Raw genomic sequence first — 23686 nt, forward strand, 5'->3', positions numbered from 1 at the left:
AATGCTTTCATGAGTTGAATTTTTATTATACATTTTATAAATCAAGGGTGTTTTGCGAACGCCACAAATATGAAATTATGATAGAAACAGATATTCTTATCATTGGAGCCGGCCCAACCGGACTTTTTGCTGTTTTTGAAGCTGGATTATTAAAAATGAAATGCCACATTATTGATGCGTTACCACAACCAGGTGGGCAGTTGGCAGAATTATATCCTAAGAAACCTATTTTTGACATTCCTGGTTATCCAGAAGTTTTAGCAGGTGATTTGGTTACCAATCTAATGGAACAAATCAAACAATTTCAACCAGGTTTTACCTTGGGTGAAACCGCTAAAACTATAGACAAGCAAGAAGACGGTACATTTATAGTTACCACAAATAAAGGAACACAACATCATGCAAAAGCAGTAGCCATTGCGGGTGGTTTAGGAACTTTTGAACCAAGAAAACCTCAGATTCCAAATATTGATGTTTTCGAAGAGAAAGGTGTAGAGTATTTTGTGAAAGATCCAGAGCAGTTCCGTCATAAAGATATTGTCATCGCTGGTGGAGGAGATTCAGCTTTAGATTGGAGTATCTTTTTATCAGACGTGGCGAAATCTGTTACATTAGTTCATAGAAGAAATGAGTTTCGTGGTGCTTTAGATTCGGTTGAGAAAGTAAGAGATCTAAAAGCAGCTGGGAAAATTAATTTGGTTACGCCTGCTGAGATTACTGAAATTCATGGTGATGAAACAGTAACTGCCGTGACAATTGAGAAAGAAGGAGAAGCTTTTAAGTTAGAAACGGATTATTTTATCCCATTATTTGGATTGACTCCAAAACTTGGTCCAATAGCCAACTGGGGATTAGAGATTGAAAAGAATGCTATCAAAGTAAATAATGCGTTGGATTATCAAACCAACATCGATGGTATTTATGCCATTGGTGATGTAAATACGTATCCAGGAAAATTGAAATTAATTCTTTGTGGTTTCCATGAAGCTACATTGATGTGTCAAAGTGTTTATAACAGAATTAACCCAGGAAAGCGCTTTGTGCTAAAATACACTACAGTTTCTGGCGTTGACGGTTTTGATGGAAGTAGAAAAGAAGCCGAAAAAGCAGTTGTAAAAGCGATTGATTGATAATAGAGGAAGTTTAGAATTGAAGCCTAAGAACTAGAAATATGAGCGATATTACCATTAAAATTACAGACAGAGAAGGTGTGGAGCATGCTGTGGAAGCACCTACAGATATGAACATGAATATCATGGAATTGGTTCGTGCATACGAGCTAGCACCAGAAGGAACTATTGGTATTTGTGGTGGTATGGCTATGTGTGCATCATGTCAATGTTATATAACATCAGAGCATGATTTACCCGAAAAAACTCCCGATGAAGATGCAATGCTTTGGGAAGCTTTCAACGTGAAAGACAATAGTCGCTTGGGGTGTCAAATTCAATTAACCGACGATCTAGATGGGTTGTCATTAGAATTAGCGCCAGAAGCTTAACATACAATAATTTTATTCAGAAAAGCCATCCTAAAACGGGATGGCTTTTTTTGTTAATTAGACGGCCTATCTATTAATTATTACGTTGTACCGTGAGTATATTTCTTAATTAATTCTTAAATTTTATTTTTACTAAATCTAAATAAAATATATATTTGCTCGGATTTTGAAATTAAGACATGAGAAATTTTTGGGTTATCGTATTATTTTTGGTTAATCTAGTCAGCTTTGGACAAGAGCTGAATCAAGCTACACTTCAAGATTTGAAAGAGCAAATCAAAGAAGAATTGAAAGCTGAAATGAAGCAAGAGAAAGATTCGCTTCAGAAAAAGTCAACTTTCAACCTAAGTAATTTTGATTTGAAAGGATACGGAGTTGTAAATTACTATAACTACAATTATGACACAGATCCTACTTTAAAAGATAAATTTGATCCAGAGCGATTAAACTTGTATTTGTTCTATCATTTTTCTGATAAAATCAGTTTTAAATCGGAGATAGAATTTGAACATGGAGGTACAGCTTCTACATTGAGCTACGATACGCAAGAAGAGTTTGGAGAGTTTGAAGATGAAATAGAAAAAGGAGGCGGTGTAAAGCTTGAGCAAGCACATATCAATTTTCAAATGCTTCCTTGGCTAAATGCTCGTGTTGGTCGTTTAAAAGTATATTTTGGTTTGCACCAAACGCTAGATGACCCTACAGAATATTTCACAACTCACAGACAAGAAATGGAAAACGAAATTCTTCCACTTGGGTGGTATGAGAATGGAGTTGAAATTTATGGAACTTTCGCTAAAAAATTCAATTATCGAGCATATGTGGTAAGCGGTTTGGACGCTAGCGGATTCTCCTCTAGAGGTTGGATCAAAGAAGGATATCAGTCTCGTTTTGAAATGGCAACTGCCGAATCTGTTGCGCTTGCTGCTCGTTTAGATTATCAATTCGGTACACATAAAAACACTTTTGTTGGTCTAGCGGGTTACATAAATAATGCTGCTGCAAACCGTCCGAAGGATGATATGGAAGAGTCTGCTTACGTTACCATGGTTGAAGGTCATATTTCCTATAACGAGAAAAACTTACGCTTTAATGCAATTGGTTTGTACGGAAATTTAGAGAACTCAAATATTGTTTCCAACAAGAATGCAAATTTGTCGAATAACTTAGGCGTGAAAAGAACTCCGGTAGGTAAAAATGCCTTGGGAGTTTCTGCCGAGTTGGGTTACAATATCCTTTCTTTCATCAAACCTACATCTGCAAAAAAACTATATGCTTTTGGTAGATATGATTATTACGATACCATGTTTGATGTAGAAGGTAGTATTGTAGATAATCCAAGATGGGAGCGTAGCTCTATCACAGCAGGTTTCAATTATTACGTGTACCCAAAAATTGTATTGAAAATTCAATATGGAGATCGAAAATTAGGATCAGAAAATTACGATCAAACAACTCTTGTCTACACCGGTCACAAACAACACGATAAAACATTTTCAACAGGAATAGGATTTAAATTTTAAAAACAAAACCATCATGAAAAAGTCATTTTTAATTTTAGGATTAGTAGCAATTACGGCCTTTACGAGTTGTAGCGATAACAGCGCAGACTCTGAAGAAATAGATGAAAATGCAGATTTATACTTAGAAGTTCTAACAGATGTTTCTAAAGATGTGATTACTGAAACCTACAATAGTTTATATACAAATGCAGCTTCTATGAAAGATGCTGTAGAGGCATTTACTATTGGAGATGAAACTGCACTTGCAGCTATAAAAAGTGCGTGGCAAGATACCAGAGCTCCATGGGAAGAATCAGAAGGGTTTTTATATGGTCCTGTAGATACAGAAGGTATTGATCCAGCGATTGATTCATGGCCAGTTGATGTAAACGCGATCAACAATATTTTAAATAGTGATACTGAAATTACAGAAACACTTTTAGAATCTAATAATGAAGCAAGAGGTTTTCATACCATAGAATATTTTATTTGGGGATTGAATGGTGAAAAAGCTGCAGCCGACATTACCGAAAGAGAATTAGAGTATCTATTAGCGGCTACGTCAAATTTAGAGAGTAAAACACAAGAATTGTATTACGGTTGGTTAGCTTCCCAAGGAAATTTTGCTGCAAATTTCATAAATGCAGGTCAATCAACTTCCATTTATACTTCACAGAAAAATGCGATACAAGAAATTGTAGAAGGAATGGCCATTATTGCAGATGAAGTTGCTAACGGAAAAATTGAAGAACCATTAAACGGAAACAACGGAAGTGCAAAACCAGAAGCAGAAGAATCACGTTTTAGTAATAACTCAAAACTAGATTTTGCCAATAATATGAGAAGTATTCAAAATATTTATTTAGGCGATTTTAACGGAGTTGCAGGAGCAGGTATTTCTGATATAGTTGCAGAAACTGATGCTGGTTTAGATGCTACCATCAAAACTCAAATTCAAGATGCAATAGATGCTATTGAGGCAATTCCAGGTACGTTCACAGATGCGATTGAAAATAACAGAAGCGCTGTAAGCGAAGCTCAGGAAAAGGTAACCGAATTGTTTACAACCTTAGAATCAGAATTAATTCCATTTGTATCAAATTTATAAGCTGAATAAAATCTTTTCAAAAACTCAAAGAAAAAATGAAAAGTACTGTTGCATTAGTTGGTTTAAGTGCCGTTTTTTTTGGATTTACGTCTTGTAAAGAAGATGTAGCTGATGATTACATCGCAATTGATTCCCTTGCCGAACGCTACGATGCTGGTGGAGCAACAACGGTTTACCTTACTTCAAGTAATGCATTCAGTACACCGGCCAGTAATTTGTCTGGCGAAGATTTAGATTTGCATTTGTTTGGAGATGTAGAATTCGAGGCCGCTTTTGTTACAGCACCTGCAGAGGTTAATGGCGGTATTGGTACTATTTTCAACAACACATCTTGCATATCTTGTCATCCAAAAGATGGTCGTTCAGCATTTCCAACGAATATCAATTCATTAAGCGGTTTCTTTTTAAGAATTAGTGCCGAAGGAACAGATGAGCACGGTGGGCCAAATCCAATGACAGGATACGGAACGCAAGTGCAAAATCAAGCTATTTTTGGATATGAGCCGGAAGCAAAATTTCAAGTTTCTTACACCCAAATTGTAGAAACATTAGCAGACGGAACAGAGGTGGTGCTTCAAAAACCGAATTATAATCTAGTAGAAAATTATATTCCGTTTGAAAGTACGCCATTACTTTCTCCTCGTTTGGCGCCGCCTGTTTTTGGTTTAGGATTGCTAGAAGCTATTTCGGAAACATCAATTCTAGTAAATGAAGATGTGAATGATGTGGATGGAGATGGAATTTCGGGTAAAGCAAACTATGTTTTTGATGCGTCTACACAAAGTATGCAATTGGGTCGTTTTGGTTGGAAAGCAAATACGGCATCCATTTTAGAACAATGTGCCGGGGCTTACAATCACGATATGGGAATTACCAATTATTTATTTCCCACAGAAACTGGATACGGACAAACAAATGGTTATGATGGTTTAGATGATGATGCTGAAATTACCGATGATATTTTAGATGCAGTTGCCTTTTACTGTAAAACCATAGCGGTTCCTGCACCTAGAAATTTAGAAAATGAAAGTGTACTGCGAGGTGCTGCGATATTTGATGCATTAGATTGTGCAAAATGTCATGTTCCTTCTATGCAAACAGGATCTAGTGATATTACTGCTTTAAGTAATCAAACAATTTGGCCTTATTCCGATATGCTTTTGCACGATATGGGAGAAGAACTTGCAGATAATAGACCAGATTTCTTAGCGAATGGTCAAGAATGGAAAACCAGACCACTTTGGGGAATAGGCTTAACCAACGTGGTAAACGGGCATACCAATTTTTTACATGATGGTAGAGCCAAAAATATTACTGAAGCCATTTTGTGGCACGGTGGAGAGGCACAGGCTTCAAAAGAAAGCTTTAAAGCATTGTCTACACAAGATAGAGCAGATTTGCTAGCCTTTATAAACGCACTGTAATTCGAATTTGAAATGACAATTATATAAAAAGAAAAGGCTACTAAACAGTAGCCTTTTTATTTTCTTGGATAGCATCGTAAATACCATCCCATAATGCGATTCTAGCTTTTAAAGCTTCTTTGGAAATCTCGGTAGCTTCATTCCATTTTTGCTCGTCGGTACCACAAAGTTCATCTACCATTTGTAAAGCAAGCGGCCCATGTTCGTCACCGTCCAATTCAATATGTCTTTCAAAATAATAGATCAATTTTTCAAGATCAAAATCAGGGAAATTAGCCTGCATTTCTTTTAAAATTGCTGTGAACATATCTGGTATCAAATCTTCTCTACCAAAAGTAAAAGCAGCAGCAATTTTATGAGGTTTTCCTTCTTCTATTACAGCAAATGTAAAGTTTAAAAACTGAACAATGCTTTCTGGTAGTTGGGCATTGTTAATTTCTGTATTGATATTTTCACCATTTGCAATGGCAGCGATAAAGGATTTAATATGTTCCGTATTTGCATTACAGTTTTCCATGGCATCCAAATACATTTCGTAATGCGATTGATGTTCCCCTTCTTTATTAATATCAGTTTCTTCTGCTAATACTATCTCATTAATCAAATAACGGGTTTGCGGATTTCCTACAGGAATCCATGGAGTAGTGGTGCAAGTAAGTTTTTGTTGTAAAGCTTTTAGAAGACTCATAAAATCCCAAACAGCATATACATGATGTTCTAAAAATAAGGTTAAATCTTCTGGGGTGGTAATTTTTTTATATAACTTATGGTCAAGTAGTTGTTTTCTATAGCTTTCTATAGAAATATTGAGGGTTTCTGTCATTTAAATTTAATTTTCGTCAAAAGTAATTAATAGTGATGAAACCTTGTTATTTTATAGGTTTTTTAACGACTAAGCTTATTTGAATACCGTAACTACTTACGACTTTATAATAGTTATCTTTGTACTATGAATAGAAAGAACAGCAATTTACCGTTTAAAATTCTTGTAAGTTTTGATAAGCTTTTTCAAAGCTATGAAGCTCTTTTAAACAGTGAAAATAAATATGTTAGAGAGCGTGCAGAGCGTATTATGGATATTGCAAATAAATATCCAATTTTAAGAGATGGTTTTGATGATGTGACGCTTTTGGATACCTATAAAGATCCTATTGATGCGATATTGAGAGATCTTTTTACTCCAACCCTTTCATCCAATGAAATAAAAGTTGCTACTACGCCTTTACAGGATAAAGTATTTTATACATCTGAACGATTTGATAAAATTATAGAACAAGCTGGTGAAACTTTTCATTTAGAAATCAAAACGTTGATGGATGATGAAAAATTTATGTTTGCCTGTTGTGCTATTTTGAAAACAGTTTATGGTGTTGAGTTAGATAAAGGCCGCCCGTCTTATTATGATATTCCAGATGCAAAAGGAATTATGAGACATTACAGGTTGGCTTATAATGGAGATTTTATAGATATTCAACCTACCGAAAAAGCACGGGAATTAACTAAAGAGGACATTACAGAACTACTGGATAATTTTGGAAATATAGAAGTTTGGAAACACTATTTTCCAGATGAGAGCTACGTTTGTAAAGGATTTGTTATTTCAAATATTTTTGATGTTACGCTGGATAGTTCCATATCTGAACTGAAAACTAATTTACTTGCCGTAGATAAAAATAATAAACTTTTTCTGCACAATTTTACTGAGATTTTTAAATCAATGTTTGGAATTCCAGACATTCAATTGGGATTTAGCATTTTTAATAAGGAAGATCAGGCATTTGAAAAGATACCTTATGATGGCGTTTTTAGTTTTCTCATGTGTTCAGAAAGTAATCTAGATTGTAGAGCAGCTTTGTGCGATGAAGCATACGATGATATTCTGGTTAATAACAAATATTTCACGGTAAGTGATATTACTTCAGTTTATAAGAGTTCGCCAAAATCAGAGCCTTATAAAAGCTTTTATGAAGCAGGAATGCGAAGTAGTATTTTAGCACCAATTTCCAATGGTAAAGAGCTTCTAGGATTATTGGAGTTAGGTTCGCCTCGGCCTTATGAACTGAACAGTATTGTAGCAAACAGACTAGATGATGTGATACCTTATTTGGTGGTTACTATCATGAGATCTAAAGCAGAGGAGAAGAATAGGATAGAGGCTATTATTCAACAAGAATGTACTTCCATTCATAGCAGTGTTTTTTGGAAATTTGAAAAGGAAGCAAAGCGTTTTCTAAAAGAAAGCATGGCTAATAAACAAGCCACATTTAGAGAAGTTGTTTTTGAGAATGTACATCCTTTATATGGGCAAATAGATGTGAGAGATTCTTCAGCAGCCAGAAATCAAACCACTAAAAAAGATTTATTAATTCAATTGAATTTGATAAGTGATGTGTTTGATAAAGTTGCAAAAGAAGCATCGTTACCTATTTACGATGAAATTAAATTCAGAATAAAATCGTACTTAAATCAAGTAAAGACAGAATATCAGAACAATAGTGAACAACTTATTTTAGACTTTCTACAAGACGAAATTAATCCTGTTTTAAATCATTTGAAAAAGGAAGATGATCAAATGAAGGAACTGGTAAACAAGTATTACGAGAGTTTAAATGAAAACGGAATTGTTTACAAATACCGAAAAGATTATGACAATGCCATAGGAATTATAAATAAAACCATGGCCGGCATTATCGATGAAAAGCAAGAGGAAGCACAAAAAATGTTTCCACACTATTTTGAACGCTACAAAACCGATGGTGTAGAACATACCATGTATATTGGAAGTTCTATAGCCAAGGACAGACAGTTTTCAGAATTGTATTTAGGTAATTTGAGGCTTTGGCAATTACAGGTAATGTGTGAAATGGAAAACGAATTTTATCAACTTTTACCAGATCTTCCATTTAAACTCAAAGCGGCATCACTTATTTTAGTTCATAATGCTACGCTTTCCATCCGATTCAGAATGGATGAACATAAGTTTGATGTAGACGGAACGTACAATGCCCGATATGAAATTATTAAAAAGCGTTTAGATAAAGCATTTATAGCAAATACCAAGGAACGTGTAACGCAAGAAGGTAAAATAGCCATTGTGTATGCTTCTAAAAAGGAAGAACAAGAATACCTTCGTTATATCAAATTGTTACAGGTTCAAAAATACATTTCTGATAATGTAGAAATGATAGAGCTAGAAGCGCTACAAGGCGTAAGTGGTTTAAAAGCTATTCGCGTAGAAGTGCTTTATACTAGTAAAGATCATATGAATGAATACTTTACTTTGGATAAATTACCAGCATTAAAAGCTGCTAAACTAAAAGTGGAATCATAAAAAAATAACTTAACAAGCCAGTTTACATCTGGCTTGTTAAATCTGATATTTGTCTAATATTACCATAAAGGTTATAAGCAATTCCAAAGGCTATAACAGAGATGACAATTCCGATAATAAAAATGGTGTAAGTTAACCTCAGAATTTTATATTTTTTGTGAAGCACCAATCCAAGGTAATATAAGTCTCTGGTTAAGCTTGTGTATAAATAATCTTTGTCTTTTACCAATTCTCCAACAGCCCATTCATAATGTTCTAACTTCATTTGATGAAAATTTCCGAAGAAGAGTAGATTTACTTTTTTATTGGTAACATCTTCCTTAGTAAATTCTCCTTGAGTTACATTGGGTCTAGTTGCTAAAACAGAAAGTATCATAGAGATAACGCTAAACAATATGAAAATTCCAGTAGGAATTACCAAGTATCTATTGTATGGATTATCTAGCTTAGGAAAAATACTGGACAGTGCCAATGAAATAATTATAGCATTGACCGATAGTAGAATATTTGCTTTTGAATCGGCAATTGCGCTTAGTTCCATATGATTCTTTAGAGCAACACGGAACATAGTTTGTACACCTCTTTCCGGGCTTTCGTTTTTATATTGAACTTTTAATTGCTCCTTTTTAGCACGCTTTTTGGCCTTTTTCTCTTTTTTGATGAGTGAACGGACATTTTCATCCTTTTGTTCTTGCCAAAGTTCACGAGCACATGCTGTATAAAATCTATGACTATTGTTTAGTAAGCGTAAATTCTCTGCTCGCCACTCTTCAATAGTGAATTCTTTGCTATCTACCAGTAAAAGTTCTTTTCGCAATAACTCAGCAATCTCTATGTAACTGTCATGACCAAAATGTGAATTATCGGCATCAATGATGAGTTTATCAGAAGTTGTTTCGGGCTCTACTCCAGATTTAGTAGCCATAATAAGCTTGCAAACCGCTTCTATATCAATTTCAGGATATTGATGTTCAGATAAAAATGCTTTTGCAATTGCACAACTCTCTTTTTCATGATCTTTGGATCCAACTGTGGCATAACCTGTGTCGTGAAACCAAGCCGCTATAACTAATCTTTCACTCTCTTTATCATTTATTTCACATTTTTCCACCAATTCTTTAGTACTTTTAACTACTCTCTGGGTGTGCCGAAGATTATGATACAAGTAGTTTTTATCCAATTTATTGGTTAATAGATCTGTAACGTGAGTAGCAATGTTAGCTAGTAAAGTTTGGTTCATCTGGTGAAATAATTTTAATTCCAAATTACAAAAAATTGCATTCAAATATTTATGGGAAAGAAAAGTTACCTCATTTTTGGCTTCATTTTAATAGTTTTTAACTCTTGTGCAACATATGAAGCACAGTATCTAGATAAAGATAAGGTAACAGTTTATCCTTATCATAAGAAAGTTGAAAAACGAATTTTTTTAATTGGTGATGCAGGAAATGCTCCAATGGATGATACTACGTTGGGTATGGAAGCTGCTCAGAAGGTTCTAGATACCAACACCGCAGAAAGCGCTGTTATTTTTCTAGGGGATAATATATATCCTGCAGGAATGCCAAAGAAGAAAGATGAAGGAAGAAAATTGGCAGAACATCGTTTAGATATCCAAGTAGAACCTTTCAAAAATTTTGAAGGTGAAATTGTTGTCATACCAGGAAATCATGATTGGTACGACCATGGTTTGGACGGACTAGAAAGACAGGAAGACTACCTGAATGATATGTTCAAAGACAAACAAGTTTTCTATCCTGAAAATGGTTGCGGACTATCAGAAATGGATATCTCTGAGAATGTACACCTTATTATAGTAGACTCACAATGGTTTTTAGAAGATTGGGATCAACATCCTAATATGAATGATAAATGCCCTATTAAGACCAGAAAGAAGTTTTTTACAGAGGTAGAAACAATGATCAAGAATAGTCAGGAAAAAACAATTGTTTTTGCATTGCACCATCCGCTTTATACAAACGGCCCACACGGCGGACAATTTGCATTGGAGAAACATTTATTCCCATTTCAAAGCAGTATTCCTATGCCAGGAATTGCAAGTTTGATCACATTGGTTAGAAAATCGGGAGGAATTTCTATTCAGGATAGAATTAATCAACGCTATAATGAAATGGCTGATAGATTACTAACCATTACCAGAGCAAGAAACCCTGAAAGAATCATTTTTGTTTCGGGTCATGAGCATTCCCTTCAGTATACAAAGGATGATTACATCGCAGAGATTGTTTCAGGATCTGGTTCAAAAACTTCGGCAACCAAGATAACAGAGCATGCTCAATTTACTTATGGAAAACAAGGTTTTGCACTACTAGATATTTTTGAGGATGGCTCTTCTTTTGTACGTTATTATTCTGCAGAGGATGATGATACAAAGGTAATTTTTCAAACACAAGTTCATGAACCCATTCATAAAGATTTTTACAATGTAGATTCATTACCAAAGTCTTTTCCAAAAACCATACAAGCGGCAGTTTACCCATTGGAAGATACAGATAAAACCGAATTTTACGAGGATGTTTGGGGAGAACATTACAGGCATGTATATAGTAAACCTATTACGGCAAACGTAGCTCAGTTAGATACTTTATATGGCGGTTTAGAAGTTGTTCGTGCAGGAGGTGGTCACCAATCTGTTACCTTACGTTTGCGAGACAAAGAAGGGAAGGAATACAATATGCGTGCTCTAGAGAAAAGTGCTACGCAATATTTACAAGCTGTTGCTTTTAAGGATACTTATGTAAAAGACGATTTAGAAAATACATTTCCACAGCGAGTATTGAAAGATTTCTACACCGCAGCGCATCCATACGGAGCTTTTGTAATTCCTACACTTTCAGATGCTGTTGGGGTTTATCATACCAATCCACATTTATACTATATTCCAAAACAGCGTGCTTTGGGAGATTTCAATGAGAATTATGGTGGCAAACTTTATATGATTGAAGAGCGTCCAATGGATGCTTATACCAATTTGGAATCCTTTGGTTCACCAGATGATTTAGATAGTACCGATACCATGTTTGAAAATCTTAGGGAAGATGAAAAATGGAGTTTAGATGAGGAAGCGTATATCAAAGCTCGTTTATTTGATATGTTGATTGGCGATTGGGACAGGCACGAAGATCAGTGGCGCTGGTCTCAGTTTGATAACGAAGACGGTACGAGCGTTTATAGACCAATTCCTAGAGATCGTGATCAGGTTTTTTCAAATTATGATGGAACTTTATTGGGCGCTGCAAGAGCAATGGTTACCAACGCACAGATGCTGCAAAAATATGGAGGTGAGCTAAATGATCTTGAGTGGTTTAATAAAGAACCGATGCATATGGATGTTATCTTGTTGCAAAATAGCACAAAGCAAGATTGGTTAGATCAAGCCAAATTCATCCAAGAAAATATGACAGATGAAGCTATTGAAGAGGCTTTCAAACATTTACCAAAAGAGATTTATGAAGATGCTTCTACAGAAGTTATTATTAAAAAAATGAAAGCTCGTCGAGCAAATTTAGTAGATATCGCTGGTCGTTATGCCGATATTGTAAACACAATTGCCATTATAAAAGGAACGGATAAGGATGATATTTTTGATATTGATCGTTCTGGAAATGGTGAAACTACTGTTAAAGTATATAGAAGTATCGATGGCGAGCGAAAGAAAAAAATGGTTGATAAAGTCTTTAATAAAGATGTGACCAAAGAAATCTGGATCTATGGGTTAGACGATAAAGATGAATTCAACATAACGGGAACAGGAAAACATCCTATAAAAGTTAGAATTGTAGGTGGTCAAAACAACGATAAATATACTGTTGAAAATGGGAAGAAAGTTGCGCTGTATGATTTCAAAACGAAAAAGATCACTGTAGAGAAAAAAGGAGGTGCCAATTTACACCTTACGAACAATTACGAACTGAATATTTTCGATTATCAAAAAGATAAATACACCACAAATGCTACATTTCCATCCATTGGTTTTAATCCGGATGACGGAATAAGTCTTGGTGCAAAGTTCACAAAAACGTTCTATGGTTTTGATAACAATCCGTTTACTGCTCGTCACTCCTTGGCAGTACAATATTTTTTTGCTACCAGTGGTTACCAAATTTTATACAATGGTGAAATAGCCAACATAGCTAACAAAGTAAATTTCATTTTTGGAGCGCACATGACAGGTCCAAATTTTGCTCAAAACTTCTTTGGTTATGGTAGTGATACGCCTAATAATGATGACGATCTAGATTTTGATTACAATAGAGTTAAAATTAGACAATTAGAAGGCTATGTAGGTTTGATTAGAAGATCAAATTATGGTAGTAATTTTCAGGTAAAAGCAAAATTCAATGCAGCCGAAGTTGATAAAACTGCCGGAAGATTTATTGATAACTATGATGCTTCCGAAGATTTCTTCAACTGGCAGTATTTTACTACATTAGAAGCCAACTATTCTTTTGAAAGTTATGATAACAAATTAATTCCCGGTCGTGGAATGGTATTTAACTTAACGCCTGGTTTTACGGCTAATACAAATGATCTTGGAAGAAACTTTGGATACTTAAAATCGAATGTTGAATTTTTCAATGCGATCTCTAGAAACAAACGATTGGTATTGCGTTCTGCCGTAGCTACACATTTAATTTTTGGTGATGATTTCGAATTTTATCAAGCAGCCAATTTAGGTAGTGATACTGGTTTAAGAGGTTTTAGAACCGAGCGTTTTACTGGTAAAAATAGCTTAGTGTTCAATGAAGATTTGCGTTATGATCTTGGTGAAGTAAGAACACGTTTCTTACCATTGAAACTAGGAGTGCTTGCTGGGTTTGATGTTGGTAGAGTTTGGGTAGAAAATGATCTTAGTGGAGATAAATGGCAAAATTCTTATGGAGGTGGAATGTGGGTAAATCTATTAGATGCCTTGAACACAGATTTAATGCTTTTCCATTCAGATGATGGCTTGCGATTCACATTCGCATTTGGATTCAAATTTTAATTGTAGAAGATAATATCAAAAAAATCCCTCCTAGTTTGGAGGGATTTTTTTCTTTAGTTCAATTTCATCTCATACAGCATTGGTTTGCTGTGTTTTTCAGCTTCGTCACTTATGAGTAATGTGTTTTTGTTTTTAAAGCAAACTGATTCTTTCTGCGAAACATGTTCCATATTCAGTTTGGTCAATTTTCCTGTGAAGAAGTCATCATCCTCAAAATCTTCTAAAATATAAATCATTTCATGCGTTAATAGCACAACTTTTTTATGATTGGTAGAAATCGTAGCCGATGTAATACTACCAGTATCAAAGGTATCTCCAAAATGGAAAGTGTCTATCAATTTGGCTTCGTAATCACCTGGTTTTGCTGGGATTTTATATAACGAACAAACACCCGAATAAGGCTCGCTTCTATCCTTGGTGAAAATATACAAGTTCCCATCCAAATAAAAGAATGCCTCGCTATCGTAAATTCTATTTTTCTTTTTAGAAGGAAAATGTTCCTGTTCAGGATAGTTAAAAGTGATTTTTTCCGCCTTTACTTTATCATCATCCAGTTTCTCTGGATTAGGAATTATGTAAATCGTAAGATCTTTTCGTTCATTTTTATTGTTACCAAAATCACCAATAAACACATTGTCATCGTCATCTTTGGCAAGCTCTTCCCAATCTTCATTTTTGGCATTTTCAATTTCAATTGTGTTCATGATTTTTCCATCAAAATCCACTTGATAAATTTCATTTTCATTTCCACTATCTTCTATAAACCAAATAGATTTTTTAGAAAGCATCACCATCCCAGAGTTTTCTTTAAGGTCTTTTGGGAGTTCTGCTACGGGTTTTAGCTGTCCGTAATTGGAACAACTTGTGGTTAATAAAACTGAAAACAGTAGGGTTTGTAAGAACTTCATAGTATCGATTTTTTTCTATTATAAGACAAAAATCCGACCATCATGGCCGGATTTCAAAATACGATGCGTTAAAGTTTTCTTATTGTTCCTTGATAGGTAAAAACACTTCAGCCTTCCATTCCAGCTCATTACCACCAAAATGTGGATTATTGAAAAAATGTTCGGTAGGTGTTAAGTGTACCGGAATTTGATTTCTCTTGGCGTGATCGTACAAAGCAAACCAAGCTCTGTCAGATGTTCTGTAATTTCCATGATACGTGGCTTTTAAGCATTTTTTTGCTGATAGCTTTTTGTATTTGATCACATCATGCTCCGGTAAGGAATCATTTTTATCAATAGGAAAACAAAAATTATAGTTTAGTTTTTCCCGGTCTTGATCCCAATGGGTAATTTCCAGAAACGGTTTGTCTTTAATTTCGATTCCGTTTTCGGTAAGAAACAGCGTTACTTTGCTGTTATTCATAATCATGGTTTGGCCTTTCTGCTGCATAGTACTCTCTAATGGAATGTATGCAACAAAAGCTTCGTCGGACATTGCTTCGCCATCAACTTCTACATTGAACTCCTCAAGATGCTTTTTCAGTTCTTTTTTGAATTCAACCAATCTCTCCAGCTGCTTCTTTTTAAAATCAGTAGTAATAAAAGGAGCAGACAAACGGTTAAAAACGCTATTGCCATGTTCTTTAATAAATACTTTTACAGAAGAAGTACTGTCGGATGTTCCTTGAATTTTCCAAAGATATTCATAGGTAATACCATCAATTACATGTTCCTCTTCAATGGTTTGATATGGGATTTTACTCTTTATTTGAAATGTTTGACTATTTGTATTGGCCAAACTTTCGTTATAGTCTATGACACCTTGATAAATGGTTCCCGGAGATGTATTTGCTACAAAATTGATTTGATAATCATACTTTTTGAGAAATAAATACCAGAGTATCAATGCGACAAATATGAAAAAAAATAAACTTAAAACCTTGTTTTTCATAGATTTCTCATTTCTAATTTATTAACAATAAAGTTTCCTACATTTTTCCCTTGTATAAGTCCGTTTTCTATGGCAGCTCTATAGTGAATTCCTCCATACATTCTACTAATAGCGGCTTCTTCCGCTGCTTTGTTAAACGATACAAATTTTCGAATTGGTAAACCATAAACCGTTTCGGTATCGTCATCAAACGTAAAATCATCTCCGAAAATGCTGGTTAGAATAGTAGCTGCTGCACCAGAAACTACCGAATGTCCACTCGTGTATTCCGGGAAAGGAGGTGTTTGTAAAATAGGTTTCCAATCTTCATCTACATATTGGTTGATTAACGTTTCAGGACGAATGAGATTACTTCTATATTTTTCATCCCAACAGCTAATGAAGCCTTCAAAAATACCAACGGAAGTTTTTGTGTAGGCAAAAACAGTTTTATCAAAATCAGCATTGTCTTTTCGTAAAGCAATTTTAGTAATCCCAATCCAATGTGCGCCTGGTGTAATTTTCTTTTTTGCGAACATCAAATGTCCTTGTGTTACGGAAACGTATGGGTTACAATCCCAAAATTGTGCAATTTGTACTTCGTCTGATTCATCACCGGTTTCATCCATTTTGTTTCTTACGTTGTATACTTCCATTAATTCAGTATGAAATTTAGAACCTTTATCCATAGAAAATTCTGGGTGTGGAGCGGGTTTAAATTGAGAACAGGAATCCATTACCAAAGTTCTTATTTTCATCCAGTGTGGTTCTATTCCGTCCATATACGCAGGTGGAGTAGGTTGCCATCTTCCAGGATTGTCGGCTTCTACCGTAAATTTTGGCATGGTACGCGTTTGCTTATAGTTGTCAGAATCGTACCAATTTTTAATATGGTTTGCAACTTCCAAACCATATGCTTTGGAGTCGTTAAACTCCATTGGATTTATACTATCCCATTTGTGGTACAAACTATCGCGAAACTCTTCGATCCAAGCTTCGGAAAAAACCAATTGTTTGCTCACGTCTATATGGGCGATCAATGCAGCCAATTTTGTGTTTACATGCGCCAAACTATCTGCTGGTTTTGGAATGGCTGTTAAACCATGAATAGTTCCTGCCAGTGAATTATAGTTGGAATCTTCTGAAGCCATAATCTCATAGGCGGCAATATTTGGATACGCATAAATTCTACTCGCTTGTGGTGGCGAAAAAATATCGTGAATCATTACCTCGGTCACTTTATCAACCGATTTGTGATAATCTTCAGAAGTGATTTCTATAGAACTGTATGTTTTTGGTTCAGTGCTGCAAGCTGAAATGGTCACAGCTCCAATTATTGCGAAAGCTATTTTATTGAATTTCATAAACGATTGCTTTTTGATTGTTAATAGTAACTAACAAATAATTCTTATGATTTAGTTGAATGATATTGAGTTGTTTTACTTGTTTTTGCGATAGATTTAATCCAAAATCAGAAGCCAATTGAGTGGTTTTGTTCTGCTGAATAATAGCTCCCGAAAACCCGTCGTATTTACTGTGATAAGGCGTAACACCAAAATAATTTCCAGCAGCTAATACATCCATTTTTCCATCTGCTGTAAAATCATGTTTTACAAACGTGGTGATAGGAGCCACTTGCATTTTAGCATCAAACGGAACAAATTCAAACGTACCGTTTTTGTTTTCTAAATAGCCGGATTCTAACGTATGAACTTCTAATATTTTTGCTTTGCTCAATGTGGCTTCGTCAAAAATTTGATCAATAGGTTTTCCTGCAAAATCTTTGTAATTAGTAAACTTTTTACGGGTTAAGGAAACCATTTGTCCCGAAAGTTCATCTAAGCCCATCAACGTGTAATATTCGCCATCCTTTTCACAAGCTACAATAGTTTCGGTATATTTATTATTGTCAAAATCTGCATAATACATGCGCATTGGGTGATTTGCAGACGCTTTAAATTTGCTATTGTTTCCCCAGTTTCCTAAAATAAAATCTTCATCACCATCATCATCAATATCAAACGGAATGATGGCTTGCCAAAGTCCGTTTAAGTTTTGTTGGATGTATTGCGTTGTTACATTTTTGAAAACTCCTTTTTCATTCTTAAAAATGGTAGGTTGCATCCATTCGCCCACAACAATGAGGTCTTGAAAACCATCACCGTCAATATCGGTAAAAACAGCATCAGTTACCATTCCTACGCGATGAATGTCATCATTTTTTTGTACTCTAAATTCGCCGTTGATATTCATCACAATATTTGCTTCAGGAATAGCACCAAAATCCATAGCTACAGCATTGCTGGCAACAAATAGATCTAAATCTCCGTCGTTATCAATATCGGCTGTTTTGATCACAGAAGTATTTTCTTTGATATCTGGAAATGCCAGTTTGGTTAATGAGTCACCTTGCATTTCAAATACGCGGTCCAAAAGGAAATCAGAATTCCCATAGAATTCTCCTCCGCCAGAACCTACAATCAATTGATTTTTGTTATCTGAAAAATTGCCAATCACTGCAGCAACATCTTCTTGAGTTGTTTCCTTTTCTAGGCTAGCAAAAGTTTGCTTTACAAAGGCAGTGTCTTTCTGCAAATATACAGCAGCTGCTTCGCCACGTGCATTTCCAAAGAAAATATCATCTTTTCCATCGTTGTCAATATCGCCAACAGCGGTTGCTGGTCCGCGATCGGAAATTTGATATGGAATCAATTTTTGTCTGTTGAAATCGACAAAATTGTTTTCTTTATGTACAAAATCGATTCCTAAATTACCTTCTACTACTTTGAATAATTTTTTGTTTTTAGGTTGCAAACGAGCATAATCAAAAGTTGAATTTCCGTCTTTATACGTAATTTTTAATTGCTGATTGGTAGCAACATTCGTTAACTTTTGAAAGGTTCTATTTGGCCAAATCACTAACACAGAATCTATCGTTTTTACATCTCCAAAACCGAAATGTACCATAGCCTGTGAGCTAGACTGAAAACCACGTGTGGTAAACAATTCCTTCAATTGCTTTTGCCCTTTTGCGTAGGCAATCACTTTTGTTCCAATTCCGAATTTGTTCTTCTGCGTATATTCAAATGTGAATTTTAAAAAGGTTGCTTTTTCATTGATTTGATTGCTGTACAATGTTGCCGGATGGTCTAAATTGTTTGTAATGATGTCTACATCGCCATCATTATCAAAATCTGCCAAAGCACTTCCGCTAGAAATTACGGTATCTTTTGAAATCCATTTGCCACATTCATCTTCAAACGTAATGTCTTTTCCACCTTTAAAAATATAATTGTGCACATTGCCACGCGGCATTAATTGCAAAGCCTTGTTGTCTACCAATTTTGTGGTGTGCAGCTTGTTTCTAATTTGATCGTCTGAAATGTATTTCACATAATCTAAATCGTTGGGTCTTTTGGCAATTCCGTTAGAAATGAACAAATCTTGTTCTCCATCCTGATCGTAATCACTAAACAATGCCGACCAACTCCAATCGGTTGCTGCAACGCCGCTTAACAATGCCGTTTCTGTATAGTAATTTCCTTGCTGATTGATGTGCAACATATTTCGGGTATACTGATAATGATAGCCCAATTTTTCGGTACGCATTTTCAGCATTTGTACATTATCATCTCCGGCAGAAGATTTCAAAACAGTTTCATCTTCAGGAAGCATGTCTAACGAAATAATATCTGGAAAACCATCATGATTGATATCCGCCACGTCGTTTCCCATAGAAAACCGAGAAGTGTGCCCAAAAAAGCTTTTCAAACTTTCGGTAAATGTGCCGTCACCGTTATTCAAATAATAATAATCGTCTTCGTGAAAATCGTTCCCCACATAAATATCTGGGTAGCCATCTAGGTTGAAATCGGCAATTGCCAACCCTAAACCGTAACCATTTGCTCCACCGTAAATCCCAGCTGTTTCAGAGATGTCTACAAATTTTCCGTTGTCATTCCTAAAGAGTTTATCGCCACTTTCATAACTGCGTCGGTTACGTAAATCTGCTTTTCCAAAAGAATCTTCAGAATGTGTAGCGTGATTCAATAAATACATATCCAAATCGCCATCAAGATCAAAATCAAAAAAAGCAGCGTTTGAGCTATAATTGTCTAAATCTAAACCGAATTCGGCAGCTTTTTCGGTAAATGTGCCATCACCGTTGTTGATAAATAATTCGTTATAGCCATCAAAACCATTAATGCCTACCACAGCACAAACGTAAATATCTAGGAAACCATCGGCATTTACATCGGCCATGGTTACGCCGGTATTCCAATCACTTTTTCCGGCAACACCCGCTTTTTCGGTAATATCTTCAAAAACGTTATTGCCTTTGTTTAGGTACAATTTGTTGCTTTCTTGGTTTGATGTAAAATACACATCTGGCAAACCGTCATTATTAATATCGCCCACAGCAACACCGCCACCATTGTAGAAATAGAGGTAATCTAAAATGTTTAAATTATCCGATTCGGTAAGATGATTTACAAAATCGATATTTGTTTTTTCTGAAGGAAGCTCTTCAAAAAGTCTCGGTTCTTGTTGTGAACACGCCACCAAAAGCACCGATAGAATGGTATATAAACTGTACTTATTCATTGATTTGGAAAACTTTTGGTTGTTGATTATTTATAGCGGTTACCACATAACGTTTACCGTTTCTATCTTTTAGCTCCATCACTTTTTTGACTTCACCTTTCACAAAGAATCCGGAAGAGGTGTAAGGTTGCCATTCAAAATTACCTTGATTGTCACCTAATAAAACGCTACCAAAGCCAGCATCTAAACGAGAGAATTGCGGTTTGAAACCAAACTGATTTCCTGCCATAATCAAATCATTTATACCATCGCCATTTACATCGGTCGCAGTAATGTCGCACACACAAGAAAATTGTACTTGTGTTGGTAAAACTTGAATTTTAAATTGTCCGTTTCCTTGGTTGATAGCTACAATACTATTGCCATTTGTAGCTGTTTTTACTAAGGAATTTTTCATCACTTCTTCTGAAAATAATTCTTGAATCGACTTTGTTGCAAAGTCTGAATACTTCAAGTTTTTCTTTTTTAAAGATGATAATTGCTTGGTTAATTCTTGCTTTAAATTAATAGGCATGTCTTTACCATCAATAGTTCTTGTGGCAATTTGCTCAATGGTTCCGTTATTGTCAAAATCGTTTACAAAAAGTTTGTTTGGAGCTTTTTGAGTAGTTTTGTAAGCAGTGTTTAACCCCGCATTTCCAAGTACCAAATCTTCTTTACCATCGTTGTTTACATCGGTTGCTAAAATGGTATTGTACCAACCACTGTATTGGTCTAAGTTTGATGTTAATTTGCTTAATCTTCGTCCGTTATTTTTCAAAATTACAGGAGTCATCCAATCGCCTACCAAAACTAAATCTTTCTTACCGTTACCATCAATATCGGTCCAAGTTACATCGGTAATCATTCCTACATCTTTTACATCAAAAGCTTTGCTTTCGGTTACATCTTTAAAGGTTCCGTCTCCTTGATTTTCTAAGAACAAATGCTGTGGATTGATGCCGTATACCGCAGGAACGCTACGACTACCAATAAATACATCTACATCACCATCGTTATCAAAATCATATGGAGCCACTACCGAAACATTGGTGTGATGTGTTGGTAATTCAGTGGTTGATTTGCTGAAGTTTCCTTTCCCATCGTTGATATATAAACGGTTGGTGTATTTATCTTTTTCGTACAATTCATTTCCGCCAGAAGCCACCAAAAGATCTACATGACCATCGCCATTAGCATCAAAAAATGCAGCAGCAGTATCTTCTAAATAGGCATCGTTTTTAAAAGCTTGCGTTTTAACAGGTTTAAAATTGGTATTGCCTTTATTGATATACATTTGTGCAGGTTGATTTTTTGCTCCGCCAATGAATAAATCTTCATGACCATCTCCGTTGATATCTGTAACCGCCATGGTTGGACCTTCCTTAGAAAGCATTTTTGAAATTAATCCTTCATAATCAAAATCTACATGATGATTTTCTTGATGGGCTTCTAATTTTGAATTGACTTCGGTAAGCAATGTTTTGGTACGAACTACTGGAGCATTAAAAGTACCTGTTGCTTCTTTGATAGAGAATTCTAGGGTTTGATTTAGCTGAATACCGTGCGCTTTGGTAAGCTGATGATTTGGCCAAATAATTTGTAACGAATCTACTTTTTTATTGCCCAAACCAAAGGTCATAGTATATTCTATAGACGATTGAAAACCACGAGTAGGAATCAATTCTTGACGAATAATTTCTTTACCCGAATACAACTCTACAATGCTACCCACAGCAAATGTATTTTGCGCATCACCCTTCAATTTCACTTTTAAATAATTAGGATTTTTAGTCTCCTGACTATTGTTTTTGAACACAAATAAAGGTTGGTTTACGTTGTTCACAATCAAATCTAAATCGCCATCACCATCTAAATCGCCATAAGCAGCACCGTTGGAAAAACTAGGAATATCTAGGCCCCAATCTTTGGTTTGATTGCTAAACGATAAATTGCTTTTGTTTTGAAACGCATAGTTTGGAACCGGAGTAGAAGGCATTTTATCAATAATCGTTTTCATGTCTTCTTTTTTGCCAGTAACCACCATACGTTGGTACACATCGTTTGCAAAAAAGTCGATGAAATCTTGATTGGTTAAATCGTGATAAATACCGTTACACACATAAATATCTTTGTAGCCATCGTTATCCATGTCAAAAAGAAGTGCGCCCCAACTCCAATCGGTTTTAGAAACTCCAGCAAAGTTGGCAATTTCTGAAAACTGATTGTTACCCATATTTAGTTGCAACGTATTTTGCATGAATTGATGGTAGAAATCTAGTTTTTGTTTACGCTGATACACATCGTAGCCTTCAAAATTGGTGGTGTTTTTTAAACGATTATCATCTTCAGGAAGCATATCGGTTACAAAAATATCGGGTTTTCCATCGTTATTAATATCGGCCATATCTGCCCCCATAGAAGACTGACTAATGTGCTCGGTATAGTTTTCAATCTGTTCAGAAAAGGTTCCGTTTTGGTTGTTGATGTACAAATAATCACGCTCATAAAAGTCGTTTGATACATAAATATCTGGGTACATATCGCCATTAACATCGCCAATGGTTACGCCCAAACCAAAACCAATCAAACTCCCAAAAATTCCAGCAGACTCTGAAACATCGGTAAACACTCCGTTATCGTTTCGTAATAATTTATCGCCACCACCTTTTAAAATTTCAGGAACATCCCAATTCTCGTCACGTAATTCGCGTTTGTTGGAGTAGTTTAAGCTACTTACTGGAATAAAACTGTTGTTTAAAATGTAAACATCTAAATCACCATCGTTGTCATAATCAAAAAATGCAGCATGTGTAGTAATACCGCTTTCGGCAAGGTTATATTTTTCGGCAGCTTCTGTAAAAGTGAGGTCGCCGTTGTTGATAAACAGTTCGTTTTTTTGATCTTCGCCCTTGTTATTTCCTGCGTTACACACATAAATATCAAGCAAACCGTCGTTGTTTAAATCTACCATAACTACTCCGGTAGACCACGATTTGTTACCGGCTACATTGGCTTTTTCAGTAATGTCTTCAAACTGAAAATTGCCTTTGTTTAGGTACAGTTTGTTTTTGCCAAAATTGGCTGTTACATACACATCTGGCAAACCATCGTTATTAATATCGCCAATAGAAACGCCACCGCCATTGTAAAAATTTCGGTACAGAAATACATTAAAATCTTTTTGATTTTCGATGGTATTGGTGAAATCAATGCCTATTTCATCGTTATTCAGTTTGGTGAATAACGTGTTTTTTGGAGCCGTTTCTGAGGAGGTTTCAGATTGGTCTTTTGCGCATTGCGAAAACGCAATGATGATAAAACTATAAATAAGATATTTTTTCATCATA

General features: G+C 35.3%; 14 protein-coding genes. 7 read left to right on the forward strand and 7 right to left on the reverse strand.

Annotated features, from left to right (window positions below; translation table 11 throughout):
• Window positions 1-77 precede the first annotated feature (77 nt).
• The 5 genes from BM383_RS02130 to BM383_RS02150 all read left to right on the forward strand — a co-directional run bounded on the left by BM383_RS02130 (window position 78) and on the right by BM383_RS02150 (window position 5535).
• Window positions 78-1130, forward strand: coding sequence for an NAD(P)/FAD-dependent oxidoreductase (locus tag BM383_RS02130; protein WP_093022352.1), 1053 nt, complete (start codon window positions 78-80; stop codon window positions 1128-1130).
• Window positions 1131-1171: 41 nt separating this feature from the next.
• Complete coding sequence (locus tag BM383_RS02135) at window positions 1172-1501, forward strand: 2Fe-2S iron-sulfur cluster-binding family protein (protein WP_093022355.1); 330 nt, start codon at window positions 1172-1174, stop codon at window positions 1499-1501.
• A gap of 179 nt (window positions 1502-1680) precedes the next feature.
• Window positions 1681-3024, forward strand: coding sequence for a hypothetical protein (locus tag BM383_RS02140; protein WP_093022358.1), 1344 nt, complete (start codon window positions 1681-1683; stop codon window positions 3022-3024).
• Window positions 3025-3037: 13 nt separating this feature from the next.
• Window positions 3038-4111 carry an imelysin family protein gene (locus tag BM383_RS02145; RefSeq protein ID WP_093022362.1) on the forward strand — a complete coding sequence of 358 codons (1074 nt, stop codon included), beginning with the start codon at window positions 3038-3040 and terminating at the stop codon, window positions 4109-4111.
• 35 nt (window positions 4112-4146) lie between these two features.
• Entirely contained in the window at window positions 4147-5535 is a 1389-nt protein-coding gene (locus BM383_RS02150; protein ID WP_093022365.1) for a di-heme oxidoreductase family protein, read from the forward strand.
• Window positions 5536-5575: 40 nt separating this feature from the next.
• On the opposite strand, the gene BM383_RS02155 is transcribed toward BM383_RS02150, so the two are convergent.
• Window positions 5576-6358 (reverse strand): DUF3050 domain-containing protein, encoded by a 783-nt coding sequence (locus tag BM383_RS02155; protein ID WP_093022369.1) that lies wholly within the window; start codon window positions 6356-6358, stop codon window positions 5576-5578.
• Between the two features lie 126 nt (window positions 6359-6484).
• On the opposite strand from BM383_RS02155, the gene BM383_RS02160 reads away from it, so the two are divergent.
• Window positions 6485-8866, forward strand: a complete 2382-nt coding sequence (locus BM383_RS02160) for a GAF domain-containing protein (protein ID WP_093022373.1) — start codon at window positions 6485-6487, stop codon at window positions 8864-8866.
• A gap of 22 nt (window positions 8867-8888) precedes the next feature.
• On the opposite strand, the gene BM383_RS02165 is transcribed toward BM383_RS02160, so the two are convergent.
• Window positions 8889-10106, reverse strand: coding sequence for a Pycsar system effector family protein (locus BM383_RS02165; RefSeq protein WP_093022377.1), 1218 nt, complete (start codon window positions 10104-10106; stop codon window positions 8889-8891).
• 51 nt (window positions 10107-10157) lie between these two features.
• On the opposite strand from BM383_RS02165, the gene BM383_RS02170 reads away from it, so the two are divergent.
• Window positions 10158-13874, forward strand: a complete 3717-nt coding sequence (locus BM383_RS02170) for a metallophosphoesterase (protein WP_093022380.1) — start codon at window positions 10158-10160, stop codon at window positions 13872-13874.
• A 53-nt stretch (window positions 13875-13927) separates the two neighbouring features.
• Here BM383_RS02170 and BM383_RS02175 read toward each other — a convergent pair whose 3' ends face one another.
• The 5 genes from BM383_RS02175 to BM383_RS02195 all read right to left on the reverse strand — a co-directional run bounded on the left by BM383_RS02175 (window position 13928) and on the right by BM383_RS02195 (window position 23685).
• Entirely contained in the window at window positions 13928-14782 is an 855-nt protein-coding gene (locus BM383_RS02175) for a hypothetical protein (RefSeq protein WP_093022384.1), read from the reverse strand.
• A gap of 79 nt (window positions 14783-14861) precedes the next feature.
• On the reverse strand, window positions 14862-15773 hold the full coding sequence (locus tag BM383_RS02180) for a GyrI-like domain-containing protein (protein ID WP_093022387.1): 912 nt from the start codon (window positions 15771-15773) through the stop codon (window positions 14862-14864).
• Entirely contained in the window at window positions 15770-17116 is a 1347-nt protein-coding gene (locus BM383_RS02185; RefSeq protein WP_093022391.1) for a vanadium-dependent haloperoxidase, read from the reverse strand. Before BM383_RS02185 ends, BM383_RS02180 begins: the two co-directional genes overlap by 4 nt.
• Window positions 17103-20357, reverse strand: coding sequence for a VCBS repeat-containing protein (locus BM383_RS02190; protein ID WP_093022394.1), 3255 nt, complete (start codon window positions 20355-20357; stop codon window positions 17103-17105). Before BM383_RS02190 ends, BM383_RS02185 begins: the two co-directional genes overlap by 14 nt.
• Entirely contained in the window at window positions 20350-23685 is a 3336-nt protein-coding gene (locus BM383_RS02195) for a VCBS repeat-containing protein (protein ID WP_093022397.1), read from the reverse strand. Before BM383_RS02195 ends, BM383_RS02190 begins: the two co-directional genes overlap by 8 nt.
• Window position 23686: the final 1 nt, after the last annotated feature.

It is taken from the genome of Pustulibacterium marinum (assembly GCF_900116665.1).
Taxonomy (GTDB): domain Bacteria; phylum Bacteroidota; class Bacteroidia; order Flavobacteriales; family Flavobacteriaceae; genus Pustulibacterium; species Pustulibacterium marinum.

Bases quoted from the DNA above. Each gene is read 5' to 3' on its own strand.
- BM383_RS02130 (WP_093022352.1), top strand. From the start codon at position 78: ATGATAGAAACAGATATTCTTATCATTGGAGCCGGCCCAACCGGACTT.
- BM383_RS02135 (WP_093022355.1), top strand. From the start codon at position 1,172: ATGAGCGATATTACCATTAAAATTACAGACAGAGAAGGTGTGGAGCAT.
- BM383_RS02140 (WP_093022358.1), top strand. From the start codon at position 1,681: ATGAGAAATTTTTGGGTTATCGTATTATTTTTGGTTAATCTAGTCAGC.
- BM383_RS02145 (WP_093022362.1), top strand. From the start codon at position 3,038: ATGAAAAAGTCATTTTTAATTTTAGGATTAGTAGCAATTACGGCCTTT.
- BM383_RS02150 (WP_093022365.1), top strand. From the start codon at position 4,147: ATGAAAAGTACTGTTGCATTAGTTGGTTTAAGTGCCGTTTTTTTTGGA.
- BM383_RS02155 (WP_093022369.1), bottom strand. From the start codon at position 6,358: ATGACAGAAACCCTCAATATTTCTATAGAAAGCTATAGAAAACAACTA.
- BM383_RS02160 (WP_093022373.1), top strand. From the start codon at position 6,485: ATGAATAGAAAGAACAGCAATTTACCGTTTAAAATTCTTGTAAGTTTT.
- BM383_RS02165 (WP_093022377.1), bottom strand. From the start codon at position 10,106: ATGAACCAAACTTTACTAGCTAACATTGCTACTCACGTTACAGATCTA.
- BM383_RS02170 (WP_093022380.1), top strand. From the start codon at position 10,158: ATGGGAAAGAAAAGTTACCTCATTTTTGGCTTCATTTTAATAGTTTTT.
- BM383_RS02175 (WP_093022384.1), bottom strand. From the start codon at position 14,782: ATGAAGTTCTTACAAACCCTACTGTTTTCAGTTTTATTAACCACAAGT.
- BM383_RS02180 (WP_093022387.1), bottom strand. From the start codon at position 15,773: ATGAAAAACAAGGTTTTAAGTTTATTTTTTTTCATATTTGTCGCATTG.
- BM383_RS02185 (WP_093022391.1), bottom strand. From the start codon at position 17,116: ATGAAATTCAATAAAATAGCTTTCGCAATAATTGGAGCTGTGACCATT.
- BM383_RS02190 (WP_093022394.1), bottom strand. From the start codon at position 20,357: ATGAATAAGTACAGTTTATATACCATTCTATCGGTGCTTTTGGTGGCG.
- BM383_RS02195 (WP_093022397.1), bottom strand. From the start codon at position 23,685: ATGATGAAAAAATATCTTATTTATAGTTTTATCATCATTGCGTTTTCG.